15 protein-coding genes and 1 pseudogene are annotated in these 12,746 nt (G+C 31.5%); 14 read left to right on the forward strand and 2 right to left on the reverse strand.

Annotated elements, in window-relative coordinates:
* Positions 1-6: 6 nt before the first annotated feature.
* Together E0K96_RS06295 and E0K96_RS06300 are read left to right on the forward strand one after the other, a co-directional pair.
* Positions 7-558: a GNAT family N-acetyltransferase gene (locus E0K96_RS06295; protein ID WP_168081971.1), complete on the forward strand. Its 552-nt coding sequence runs from the start codon at positions 7-9 to the stop codon at positions 556-558.
* A gap of 2 nt (positions 559-560) precedes the next feature.
* Complete coding sequence (locus tag E0K96_RS06300; RefSeq protein ID WP_168081973.1) at positions 561-842, forward strand: hypothetical protein; 282 nt, start codon at positions 561-563, stop codon at positions 840-842.
* A gap of 51 nt (positions 843-893) precedes the next feature.
* On the opposite strand, the gene E0K96_RS06305 is transcribed toward E0K96_RS06300, so the two are convergent.
* Positions 894-1,631, reverse strand: a complete 738-nt coding sequence (locus E0K96_RS06305; RefSeq protein ID WP_168081975.1) for an SDR family oxidoreductase — start codon at positions 1,629-1,631, stop codon at positions 894-896.
* 130 nt (positions 1,632-1,761) lie between these two features.
* Between E0K96_RS06305 and E0K96_RS06310 the strand changes: the two genes are divergently transcribed.
* The 3 genes and pseudogenes from E0K96_RS06310 to E0K96_RS12170 form a co-directional block, all read left to right on the forward strand.
* Positions 1,762-2,649 carry a LysR family transcriptional regulator gene (locus E0K96_RS06310; protein WP_168081977.1) on the forward strand — a complete coding sequence of 296 codons (888 nt, stop codon included), beginning with the start codon at positions 1,762-1,764 and terminating at the stop codon, positions 2,647-2,649.
* A 21-nt stretch (positions 2,650-2,670) separates the two neighbouring features.
* Positions 2,671-3,048 carry a DUF3592 domain-containing protein gene (locus E0K96_RS06315; protein WP_168081979.1) on the forward strand — a complete coding sequence of 126 codons (378 nt, stop codon included), beginning with the start codon at positions 2,671-2,673 and terminating at the stop codon, positions 3,046-3,048.
* A 76-nt stretch (positions 3,049-3,124) separates the two neighbouring features.
* Positions 3,125-3,424: pseudogene (locus tag E0K96_RS12170) on the forward strand (GNAT family N-acetyltransferase); the annotation flags it as partial.
* A 207-nt stretch (positions 3,425-3,631) separates the two neighbouring features.
* Here the strand turns inward: E0K96_RS12170 and E0K96_RS06325 are convergent.
* Positions 3,632-4,018 (reverse strand): hypothetical protein, encoded by a 387-nt coding sequence (locus tag E0K96_RS06325; protein ID WP_087244837.1) that lies wholly within the window; start codon positions 4,016-4,018, stop codon positions 3,632-3,634.
* 237 nt (positions 4,019-4,255) lie between these two features.
* On the opposite strand from E0K96_RS06325, the gene E0K96_RS06330 reads away from it, so the two are divergent.
* From E0K96_RS06330 to E0K96_RS06370, 9 genes are all read left to right on the forward strand, one after another.
* Positions 4,256-4,846: a thymidine kinase gene (locus E0K96_RS06330; protein WP_087244838.1), complete on the forward strand. Its 591-nt coding sequence runs from the start codon at positions 4,256-4,258 to the stop codon at positions 4,844-4,846.
* Between the two features lie 183 nt (positions 4,847-5,029).
* Positions 5,030-5,335 carry a pyrimidine dimer DNA glycosylase/endonuclease V gene (locus E0K96_RS06335; RefSeq protein ID WP_168081981.1) on the forward strand — a complete coding sequence of 102 codons (306 nt, stop codon included), beginning with the start codon at positions 5,030-5,032 and terminating at the stop codon, positions 5,333-5,335.
* A 168-nt stretch (positions 5,336-5,503) separates the two neighbouring features.
* Positions 5,504-6,160 carry an HAD family hydrolase gene (locus E0K96_RS06340; protein ID WP_168081983.1) on the forward strand — a complete coding sequence of 219 codons (657 nt, stop codon included), beginning with the start codon at positions 5,504-5,506 and terminating at the stop codon, positions 6,158-6,160.
* The gene (treR, locus tag E0K96_RS06345) at positions 6,150-6,863 is read left to right on the forward strand and encodes a trehalose operon repressor (protein WP_168081984.1); all 714 of its coding nucleotides are present in this window, start codon (positions 6,150-6,152) and stop codon (positions 6,861-6,863) included. The genes E0K96_RS06340 and treR overlap by 11 nt, the downstream gene beginning before the upstream one ends.
* Before the next feature lie 150 nt (positions 6,864-7,013).
* The gene (gene treP, locus E0K96_RS06350) at positions 7,014-8,897 is read left to right on the forward strand and encodes a PTS system trehalose-specific EIIBC component (protein WP_168081986.1); all 1,884 of its coding nucleotides are present in this window, start codon (positions 7,014-7,016) and stop codon (positions 8,895-8,897) included.
* On the forward strand, positions 8,894-10,534 hold the full coding sequence (treC, locus tag E0K96_RS06355) for an alpha,alpha-phosphotrehalase (RefSeq protein WP_479684535.1): 1,641 nt from the start codon (positions 8,894-8,896) through the stop codon (positions 10,532-10,534). Before treP ends, treC begins: the two co-directional genes overlap by 4 nt.
* A 208-nt stretch (positions 10,535-10,742) precedes the next feature.
* The gene (locus tag E0K96_RS06360) at positions 10,743-11,429 is read left to right on the forward strand and encodes an AzlC family ABC transporter permease (RefSeq protein WP_168081988.1); all 687 of its coding nucleotides are present in this window, start codon (positions 10,743-10,745) and stop codon (positions 11,427-11,429) included.
* A complete protein-coding gene (locus E0K96_RS06365) occupies positions 11,411-11,725 on the forward strand; it encodes a branched-chain amino acid transporter permease (RefSeq protein WP_168081990.1) in 315 nt (104 codons plus the stop codon). Before E0K96_RS06360 ends, E0K96_RS06365 begins: the two co-directional genes overlap by 19 nt.
* A 371-nt stretch (positions 11,726-12,096) precedes the next feature.
* On the forward strand, positions 12,097-12,744 hold the full coding sequence (locus E0K96_RS06370) for an SGNH/GDSL hydrolase family protein (protein WP_168081992.1): 648 nt from the start codon (positions 12,097-12,099) through the stop codon (positions 12,742-12,744).
* Positions 12,745-12,746: the final 2 nt, after the last annotated feature.

Consider the following 12,746-nt stretch of genomic DNA (forward strand, 5'->3'; position numbering starts at 1 on the left):
ACGTTTATGATTTTCACAACCAAAAGGTTAATTCTTAGACCGTGGGAAGAAAGTGATGCGCAAAGTCTTTTTCGATATGCCAGTGATCCTGATGTTGGACCGATTGCAGGATGGCCACCTCATCAAAGTGTGGAACAAAGTTTAGATGTGATACGTCATGTCTTTAATGGTGATGAATGTTATGCGATTTGCAAAAGGGATAGTCATGAAGCTATTGGGGCTATAGAACTAAAACTCAATGGGCATACAGATATGACTGAACGTGATGATGAATGTGAGCTTGGATACTGGCTGGCCAAACCCTATTGGGGAAGAGGCTATATGCCAGAAGCTGGTAGAGAATTGATTCGACATGCCTTTGAAGATTTAGATATGAAGACTATCTGGTGTGGGTATTACGATGGGAATACGAAATCTTTAAGAGTACAAGAAAAGCTAGGATTTATTTATCATCATAGTTGTGATGAGGTGCCTGTGCCTTTGTTGAATGAAGTAAGAATTGGTCATACAAATTATATGACAAAAGAATCTTGGGAAAAGATGAAAGAAGGGAATTGATAATGTTATTTCCTTTTGAAGATGCACCCAATACAGCAACGCTGAGCTGTTGTCATATTCTTGATCAAAATGCTTCCATTTTATATGTTTTTCATGATGAAGATGATGGAATGTGGCAATTTTTATGTGATCAACAACATAGTAGTGATGAGGCAAGGTTAGTTTCTCTTGAATATGTATTCCATTTAGATCCTTCCATTGCGGCTTTAAAAGATATGCCCTGTGGCTATTATGCACAAAGAAAGTCAAAATACGAGAATTGGATCATAAGTAAAAAATCATGATATGAAAGACAAAATAAAAACACACCTGTGGGTGTGTTTTCAATATATCATCTATCCTTCAAATGTAGGACGAACAACTAAATCAGAAACATCAACACCATCTGGTTGAGAAATGGCATATAGGACAGCATTCGCAATTGTTTCTGGTTGAAGTCCAAATTGTTCATAAAATCCTTCGACCATCTTCTTATGATCATTTTCAACGACATGATTTAATAATTCTGTCTTGATAGCTCCAGGATAAATTGTTGTTGTACGAATATTTTTACCTTCTTGATTTGTTTCACTGTTAAAAGATTGTAACATCACTTTGACAAAATGTTTTGTTCCACAATAGACTGCATTTCCTGGAACCAATGTCGTTCCTGCTCTTGATGAGGTAATAATGATATGACCAGAATTTTGCTGATAGAATTCTGGAATAACAGCGTACATGGAATTGAGGACACCTTTGATGTTGATATCAATCATATCCATCCATCCTTTGAGATCTAATTCAGACATATTTCCAGCTGGCATAATACCTGCATTCGCAAATAAGACATCGACCTTTCCAAATTTTTCTTTAGCTAATTTTACAATAGCTTTCATATCTTCTACATTTGTCACATCTGATTTTAAATAAATAGCACTATCACCTAACTCACCAGCTAATTTTTCTAAACGTTCTTCTCTTCTGCCACTTAATACAACTTTAGCGCCGTGTTTAGCTAAAACTCTAGCTGTGGCTTCACCAATACCAGAAGTGGCTCCTGTAATAATAATCACTTTGTTTTCTACATTTTCCATTTGATTTTCCTCCTTTTGACAACATTATTTTATCAAGGAAATCAATAAAAAAATAATTGTTAGAAATCATAGATATATGACTATAAATCATAGTATAATATGATTACAAGGCATAAGGAGAAGATGTTATATGGAATTAAGACAATTACAGTACATTATCAAAATAGCAGAATGTGGCACAATGCTCAAGGCGGCGCAAGAGTTATATATATCACAATCGGGTTTAACACGTTCTTTAAAAACATTGGAAAAAGAACTTGGGATGGAATTATTTGATCGTATCAACAATCGACTCATATTAAACGAATATGGAAAAACAGTTGTGGAAGAAGGAAAAGATATACTCAATCATGTTGATAAGCTACAGGAGAAAGTCAAGAATCAATATAATCGCAATATGAATATGTTCATTGGTTCTTGTGCACCGGCACCATTATGGGCTTTGAGATATACGATGAAACGTCAATACCCTGATATGTCTTTTGGATATGAAACAAAGGCTGACGCTGAAGAATTGATTCAAGGTTTCAATGAGCATGATTATTCAGCTATTATTTTAGACTATCCAATAAATAAAGAAGATGTTGTTTGTTTTCAAATATGCCAGGAAGTTTTAAACATTTCAACAACATCCCATCACCCCTTAGCAAACAAAAAAACCATAACTTTTGAAGAATTAAATGGTGAAAACTTTTTGGAATATAATAATACAGGTTATTGGCATAAAGTGTGTGTAGACAATATGCCTGATTCACGTTTTATTGTACAGGATGATTTGGAATTGTATGGGATTCTTCAAAGACAATCTTCTTTGTTGACTTTTAGAACAAGTTTGACAATACCAAGATTTCATCTCTATGAAGATAGAGTTTATATTCCTATTACGGATCCAGAAGCGACACTGACTTTCTATTTGATATGTCATCAAAATCATTTTGATAAAATCAAAAAGGTACAAGCGCATATCAATGAAGTAGACTGGATACATTATCGTAATGAAGATTTTGAAATTATATAAAAACACAAGGAAAGTTATATTATGATTGTTTTTTGGATTATAGGCATTTTATTTTTGATAGTTGGGCTTTTATGTTGTGTACCTGAATATGTGAGATTATTAAGGTATCATGGTCGTGCCATAGGAACAATAACAAAAATAGAGGATAATGGACAAAATGCCAGAGCTATATTTGAGTATGATGTGGATGGACATCACTATACACAAAAAACGCAATGGACATCAAATGGTGTGTTTATTGTTGGAAAAACATGTGATGTTATCTATAATCAGAAAAAACCTCATCTTTCATATATCAAGAAGAGTGGACAATGGATACGTTGTCTTGTAGGGACATTATTTGTAATTGTGGGAGTGATTGTGCTTTGTTTAGGTTTCTTTTTTCAAAGCATATTATAGATAAAAGATAAGGGGGAATATCATGATTTTAGAAACAGAACGTTTGTTTTTAAGAGAATGAGAACAAAGTGATTTTGATGATTTAGCTCAAATATTACAGAATCCACATGTGATGTATGCTTATGAACATGATTTTTCAAAAGAAGATGTTCAGACATGGCTAGATCGTCAAAGAAAAAGATATAAGGAATATGGTTTTGGATTATGGGCCATGATTTTAAAAGAGACAAATGAAATGATTGGTCAGGCAGGGCTGACAATGCAGCCTTATCAGAATACCCAGATATTGGAAGTGGGTTATCTGTTAAGAGAGGAGTTCTGGCATCATGGATATGCCAAAGAAATTGCATTAGGCTGTCAAAAATATGCTTTTTAAAATTTACAGGCAGATCAGTTATATGCCATCATTAAGGCAGATAATGTTTCATCTATCAAGGTAGCAGAGAGTCTTGGTATGAAAAAGGTAGATGAGTTGATGACAGGATATTATAACGGAGAGACACTTCATTATTTATATACAATTGAACGTACAAAATAAAATTAATAAAAAAATGATAGACATCAAAAGATGAATATCATTTTTTTATGTGCGTTTATCAAATTGTTGATGGCATGTTGGGCAGGTAATTGTAATATCACCTTTTCCTTTTGGAACTCTTAAATATTGGTGGCAGTGAGGACATTTTAAATATTTATGTGTTTTACGATATTTCCATTTATTTTTTTGACGATTAAAGAATTTTCTTATTCCAGATGTTTTAGCTAAAAACCATTCATTTTCCATATTACGTTTATAAATCTGTTTAGAAAACATTCTATATAAAGAATAAATGATAACCGCATAACACAAGAATGAAACAAATGGAACAAATAAAGAAATCACAAATAAAATAATATAACTTATAAATAAGAAATTTCCAAACTGATCAACACCATATCTGCCATACATAAAGTTTCTTAACCAATTCATTTTTATCACCGACCTCTATTATAAAGACGAATTATGAATGAAATATGACTTTTTGAATTCTTTATCTTTTAAATTCATTTTATTTGAAGAAATAATTGGAATACTTCCTATTGATAATGAGACTTTTATTGATGAAAGATAGAAATAACTAATAATCGAATCTTGATTGATTATGTCAAAATATATTCAAAACTCATAGTGTTTGTAGTATAATGGATATTCGTGGAGGTTGAATTTATGTATAATCAATATCGAGAAGGATGGCTTGAAGTGATATGTGGATGTATGTTTGCTGGAAAGACAGAAGAACTCATTCGTCGTATTAATGTTTTATCTTATGCTAAAAAGAAAATAATTGTATTTAAACCTGAAATTGATAATCGTTATTCTGATAAAGAAATCGTTTCACATGCAGGAACGAAAGTTCCTTGTATTGTTGTAAAGGATTCTAAAGAGATTTTAAGATATATTAAACCTGATACAGAAGTAATTGCTGTAGATGAAGTTCAATTTTTTGATAGAGATATTGTTGATGTTTGTGAATACTTGGCTGATAAAGGATTACGTGTGATGGTTGCTGGTCTTGATAAAGACTTTAGAGGTGAACCATTTGGTGTTTTACCAGAATTATTAACACGTGCTGAATTTGTCACAAAGTTGACTGCTGTATGTGCAAAATGTGGTGCACCAGCAACACGTACACAAAGACTTGTGGATGGGTCTCCAGCTTCATTTGAAGATCCGATTGTTTTAGTAGGTGCTGTTGATCATTATGAACCACGTTGTCGACATTGTCATGAGATTTTAAATAAACCACATAAATTTTAAAAGTTCACACTCAAGACATATTTCTCATATATATTAATAGTGTCGAAAGACAAATACGATAGTATTGATTCCCCTCAAATCTATCATATATCCCTAAGAAAGAGATGCAACCCCAAAGCATCTCTTTCATTTTTTGGTATATTTTAATTATTTTGACATAATCATATATATGGAGGATTTTATATGAACTTATGTCATCAGGAAGATATACAAAAATTAACGACTCAAGAACTTTTTCAACAACATAATTATATTTGTTATTTAAGGGGAGATGGATGGAAAAAAGAACAACATTATGTTTTTGACTATCCTTATTTATACCTCTATGCTTTTCATATGCATGTTATAAAGGAGATAGAACAAAGAGGATATGGTGTAGATCCTTTATGGAAAGATTCATGCTTTAGAGGGATTCATCGCGGATATGAAATTTCAATGCTCACATATGATGATTTGGATATACCAACACATTTATATAAAGAAAATTAAAGAAAAATGAAATGTTCATATCTAATTCATATTGACAAAGTATATTATAGGTGTAAAGATAATAGAATTCATAAAAACTCCCTTTAGAATATGTATTCTAGAAAGAATCAGGTTTCTGATTCTTTTTTCTTTTTCTAAATCATGTATAATAAAGATAGGTGATGAAAAATGAAAGGAATACTATTTGATTTAGATGGGACATTGACAGATCCATTTTTAGGTATTACACGTTCTGTAGCGTATAGTTTAAAATCTTTTGGCATTGAAGTTGATGATTTAGAAACATTAAAACCATTTATTGGTCCACCACTAGATGTGTCTTTTAGAGAGTATTATCATATGGATGAAGCACAAAGCTGGAAAGCTGTTGAAAAATATCGTGAGTATTTTTCAAAAAAAGGATTATTTGAAAATAAAGTTTATGAGGGTATGGAAGGCTTTTTACAATCATTACTGAATATGGATATGAAATTATATGTATGTACCAGTAAGCCTGAAGTGTTTGCAAAAGAGATTCTTGATCATTTCTCTTTAACACCATATTTTACAGGTATTTATGGTGCAACCTTAGATGGAAGTCTTAAACATAAAGGTGATGTGATTGCTCATTGTATAAAGCAGGAACAGCTCAATATTCAAGACTGTATGATGGTTGGTGATCGTCAACATGATATTGTCGGAGCGCATCAAAATCAAATACCTTGTATTGGTGTCTTATATGGTTATGGAAGTTTAGAAGAATTTCAGGAGTATCATTGCGATTATATAGCTAAAGACTTGATAGAATTAAAAAAGATAATAGAGGAATGGAAAGATGTTAAGTAAATATCAACAGATTTATGAAGATTTGAAACAGAAGATTGAAAAAAATGAAATTCAGGCTAATACACTCTTGCCAAGTGAAAATGAACTGATGAATATTTATCATTCATCTCGAGATACTATTCGTAAATCACTATCCTTATTACAACAAAATGGATATATCCAGACAAATAAAGGAAAAGGCTCTTTTGTCTTAGATCATGATAAAATTGCTTTTCCTGTTTCAGGTTTAACGAGTTTTAAAGAACTATCACATACATTACCAGGAAGTGTGAAAACAATTGTGCATTGTTTTGAAAAAATGCCTGTGACCTCTTCTTTAAAGAAAGAACTCTATATGCAGGAAGGAGACGTCTATCATATTGAAAGAATTCGAGATATTGATGGAGAAAAAATCATCCTGGATACGGATTATATTAATGCTGAGGTTATTAATGGATTGACTGAGGAGATTGTTGAAGATTCTGTATATGAATATATAGAAAAAAAATTAGGATTAAAAGTTTCTTTTGCGAAAAAAGAAATTACAGTTGTCCAGGCAACTGAAAAAGAAAAAGAATTATTAGATATGCACAATTATGATTTACTAGTATGTGTGAAGAGTTATACCTATTTAGAAGACGCAACTTTATTTCAATATACTGAATCGAAACATCGACCAGATAAGTTTAGATTTGTAGAATTTGCCAGAAGAAGTCATATGTAATATAAAATATAAGTCAAGTATAGATGCAGTTGTAATGTGTCTATGCTTTTTTTTGTTTAAAAAGAACATTTAATCGTTGACAAACATATACGTACAAGTTAAAATGTAAGCGAAAACAAAACATGTACGTACAAGATAAGGAGAGAGAAAATGGGAAAGTTTGAAAAAGATGCAAAGGATTTATTAGAATATGTAGGTGGCAAAGAGAATATCAATGCCGTTTCGCATTGTGTGACAAGAATGCGTTTTGTTTTGGTTGATTCTAAAAAAGCTGATATTGATAAAATTGAAGCACTCCCTTCCGCAAAAGGAACATTTACACAATCAGGACAATTTCAGGTCATTATTGGAAATGAAGTTTCTGAATTTTATAATGATTTTGTGAAAGTGAGTGGTATTGAAGGTGTAAGTAAAGAAGCTGTCAAAAATGCTTCTCAAACAAATCAGACATGGTTACAAAAGATGATGGGAGCATTAGGAGAAATCTTCGCTCCATTGATTCCAGCATTGATTTGTGGAGGTTTGATTTTAGGATTTAGAAATATTATTGGAGAAATTAATTTCTTTAATAATGGAACACAAAGTTTAGCTGACATTTCACAGTTTTGGGCAGGAACTTATAGTTTTTTATGGTTGATTGGTGAAGCAGTTTTTCATTTGTTGCCAGTTGGTATTGTATGGTCTATCACAAAAAAGATGGGAACAACAGAAATGTTAGGAATTGTGCTAGGATTAACACTTGTATCACCACAATTATTGAATGGATTTAGTGTTGCTAGTACACCAGCTGATCAAATTCCAGTATGGGATTTTGGATTTGCGCAAGTGCAAATGATTGGTTATCAGGGACAGGTCATTGCAGCGATGATGGCTGGATTTGTTTTGGTTTATTTAGAAAAATTCTTTAGAAAAGTGACACCAAATGTCATTAGTATGATTGTTGTTCCATTTTGTTCATTGGTACCTGCAGTTATTATTGCTCATACAATTGTAGGAACAATTGGATGGACGATAGGAAATGCCATTGCCGATATTGTTTATGGTGGTTTAACTTCAAGTTTTGGTGTTTTATTTGCAGCTGTTTTTGGGTTGATTTACGCACCTATTGTCATGACTGGTTTACATCATATGACAAATGCCATTGATACAACTTTAGCGAATATGTTTGGCGGAACAATCTTATGGCCAATGATTGCTTTATCTAATATTGCTCAAGGTTCAAGTGTTTTAGCTATGTCTATTTTACAAAGACATGATGAAAGAGCACAACAAATCAATGTGCCAGCATGTATTTCTTGTTATTTAGGTGTGACTGAACCAGCGTTATTTGGAGTTAATATGAAATATGGTTTCCCGCTTGTTTGCGGAATGATCGGTTCAGCAATTGCAGCAGTGATTTCTGTTGGTTTTGGCGTACAGGCATTTAGTATAGGTGTTGGTGGTTTACCTGGAATTATTTCTATTAAACCAGAATATTGGATTTATTTCTTATTAGCTATGGCTGTAGCCATTGTGATTCCATTTACTTTAACAATGATTGTTGGTAAAAAGAAATTGTCTTTTCCAACAAAACAAGAAGAAAAAGATTTCATCTCTCCAATGCAAGGACGTTTAATGCCATTAAGTGAAGTAGAAGATCAGGTTTTCTCACAAGGTTTAATGGGTGATGGTTTTGCGGTTGAATTAAAAGATGGAGAAGTTCTTGCGCCATTTAGTGGTGAGGTTGTGATGACATTCCCTACAAAACATGCTTACGGATTAAGACGAGAAGATGGATTGGAAGTTTTGATTCATATTGGTATGGATACAGTTCAGTTGAATGGAGAAGGATTTGAATCATATGTTCAACAGGGTGATCATGTCACTCAAGGCCAAGTTTTAGCAAAAGTCAATATAGATTATGTCTTATCACAAGGAAAGTCTGTTGTTTCACCAGTTGTCTTTACAAGTGGTCAGCATATTGAATGTCAAGAGCAGGATATTCAATATCATCAGGAAAATATTTTCAAGTGGAAAGGGGAAAACGAACAATGATGACATTTCAAGATAAAGTTGTTTATCAGATTTATCCTAAATCTTTTCAAGATAGTAATCATGATGGACTAGGAGATATTCAAGGGATTATTCAGCGTTTAGATTATTTACAAACATTGGGTGTGGATTATATTTGGATGAATCCTATCTTTGTATCACCACAAAATGATAATGGTTATGATATTGCAGATTATTATGCCATTGATCCTCGTTATGGAACAATGGAAGATTTGGAATTACTTATTGCAGAAGCAAAAAAGAGACATATTTATTTGATGTTTGATATGGTTTTTAATCATACATCGACTTATCATGAATGGTTTCAAAAAGCTTTAACAGGAGATCAAAAATATAAAGATTATTATTTCTTTAAAAAAGGTAAGAATGGAAATCCACCAACCAATTGGGAATCTAAATTTGGTGGCAATGCCTGGACATATGTCGAAGAATTTGATGAATACTATCTCCATCTTTTTGATGAAACACAAGCTGACTTGAATTGGAAGAATCCAGAAGTCAGAAAAGAAATGGCCAATATTGTGAATTTCTGGATTGAAAAAGGTGTTAAAGGATTTAGATTTGATGTTATTAACTTGATTGATAAGGAATCTTTTGAAGATGACTTTGAAGGTGTAGGAAAGAGATTTTATACAGATCGACCATTAGTTCATACTTATCTTCATGAACTTTCTCAAAATTCTTTTGGAAAATATGATGATATTATTACTGTTGGAGAAATGTCAGCGACTTCTCTAGAAAACTGTGTAGGATATACTAATCCTGATAATCAGGAACTTTCTATGGTATTTAGTTTCCATCATTTAAAGGTTGATTATCAAAACAAAGAAAAATGGACACTTATGCCTTTTGACTTTCAGGAATTAAAACAATTATTAAACGATTGGCAATTAGGTATGCAAAATGGGAATGGCTGGAATGCTGTATTTTGGTGCTGCCATGATCAGCCACGTGTTTTATCACGTTTTGGAGATGACAAGAATTATCCAAAAGAATCAGCTAAAATGCTAGCCACAACAATCCATATGCTAAGAGGAACACCTTATATTTATCAGGGTGAAGAAATAGGAATGACTAATGCCTATTTTACAGATATTCATCAATATCGTGATGTTGAAAGTTTAAATGCCTATCAGATTCTTAAAGATAAAGGTGTACCAGAAAAAGAGATTTACCAGATTCTATTGAGTAAATCAAGAGATAATGCACGTACACCTATGCAATGGAATAATCAGGCATATGCAGGATTTAGTGATGTGGAATCATGGATAGAACCGATTTATAATTATAAAGATATTAATGTAGAAAAAAATCTAGAAGATCAAGATTCAGTTTTCTATTATTATCAAAAGTTGATTCAATTAAGAAAACAATATCAAGTCATTAGTTTAGGAACATATGAACCGCTACTATCAGATCATCCAACACTATATGCCTATAAACGCCAATATCAAGATCAGGAAATCATTGTTTATAATCATTTCTATGGTGATCAGACAACATCTATAAGCATAGATGCAACTCAATATGATATTCTGTTATCAAATGTCAATCGCCAGACATTACAAAATGAAATGATGTTAAAACCATATGAGTCACTTGTACTGATTAAAAAATAGATAATTATATCAATAAAAACATATCATTATTGAATTGTTTATAAGGGATACATAATTAAATACTATGTATCTTTTTTTATGGAAATAACAAAAATAATGATATATTTTCTATTTTTCTGTATTAAAATACATATTCATGTTTCACAAAACACATAAATAATGTTAAAATATTATCCATATAGATTTGAGGTGAAATCATGAAAAAACAATGCGAGAAGCTTTTATTGCTTCCATACCAGTCATGATGGGATATATTGTATTGGGGATGGCATTTGGTATGTTACTAGAAAGTGAAGGATATTCTTTTTTATATGCATTAGCTATGAGTGTATTTATTTATGCTGGAAGTATGCAGTTTGTCGCAATCAATCTTTTAACATCAGGGGCAACTGTTATTAATACAATAATTATGACACTATTGATTAATGCCAGACATCTGGTTTATGGTCTATCCATGATTAAAAAGTTTGAAGATATGGGGAAACTCAAACCCTATATGATTTTTTCTTTGACTGATGAAACCTACTCTTTATTGGTCAGTGCTAAAACTCCAGAGGGATGCAGTCAAAAATATTATCTTTTTTTTATTTCTTTATTTGATCAATGTTATTGGATATTAGGAAGTTTAGCAGGAAGTATTATAGGCTCATTATTAACAATCAACACAACAGGTTTAGACTTTGCAATGACAGCTTTATTTATTGTGATTGTCTTAGATCAATATTTAACGACAGATAAACATCTTTATACATATATTGGTTTTGGAATCAGTATTGCCTGTTTAGTGATTTTTGGAAGTGAAGCTTTTATTATTCCTTCAATGATTGGGATTATTTTAAGTTTGATTTATGTTTATCAAAATGGAGGAAAGGAAAAATGCATGAAATCATATTGATTAGTGTTATGGCTTGTATAACCTTTTTAACCAGAGTTTTGCCTTTCTTCATCTTTAAAAATAAATCTTATCCCATTATTGAATATCTTGGAGATGTATTGCCTTATGCCATTATGGCAATGCTTGTTGTTTATTGTTTAAGAAGTGTTGATTTATTCAGTGGAAATCATGGAATATGTGAGATAATTGGGATTGGGAGCGTTATTCTTTTACATCTTATAAAACGCAATACATTGTTATCTATTATTGGTGGAACTTTGATTTACATGTTATGTGTTCAAATTATTTTCATATAAGAGGTTAATGATAGAAAGGATAAGTTTACATTTTTATTGTTTATGTTATACTATAAAGTGTAGATAGGACTAACGAGAATGTGTTTAACGGATCAAGAAAAGGAAGAGCTAGAACTCTTCCTTTTCGCTACTTTGGGAACTAACGAAAGTATGTTTAATGAATGAGTTACTTACTTGTTTCTATCAAAAAACTTGTATGTAACTACAAGAATTAAATAGAGTATAATTAAATACTCCATCAAAATTCCTCCATTAAACTACATCGACGCTAGTTCTCCTAGTCTGATGTTTTAACAATAACTAGAAATGAATTCGTTGTTCAAATTATTTTCATATAACATATGTTATAATGAAAATGAGGTGAAGATTGTATGCGTCAAAATATGAAATATGATACAAATATTTATCAGTTAAGAGAGTCTGTTTTAAAAAGAATGATACAGATTATTCAACAACAAAGATATATAGAAGAAAACAGTATTGTTTTTTATGGAGATTCCATCATTGAATATTATGATGTTGAACATATTTTTAGACATTTAGGACCAGTCTATAATTGTGGAATTGGTGGTATAACATCTGATATGTTGCTTCATTTTATAGATGAAGGGGTTATTAAATATCATCCAAGCCAAGTCTTTATTTTAGTAGGAACAAATGATTTAGGAAATACAGTGATGGCAAGTCCAAGAGATATTGCTTTAAATATTAAAGAAATGGTAGAAATTATTCATTATAATTTACCAGAATGTCAAATTCATTTGTTGAGTCCAATACCTTGTATTGAAAAGGTTCATGGTTATCAGGCTATGCATCAAGGTTTAAGAAGTCATGATATTTTACAGATGATCATGCAAGAATATAAACGTATGATACCTTATGACTATGTTCACTTTATAGATATTTATCAGTCTTTATATCAAGATAATGTTTTAAGAGAAGATGTTTTTATTGATGGTTTACATATTAACGAAGATGGTTATGCTTTATTGACAGAAGCTATTTTCAATCAGTTATAAGG

This window comes from Massilimicrobiota sp. SW1139 (assembly GCF_012027715.1).
Taxonomy (GTDB): domain Bacteria; phylum Bacillota_I; class Bacilli_A; order Erysipelotrichales; family Coprobacillaceae; genus Allocoprobacillus; species Allocoprobacillus merdigallinarum.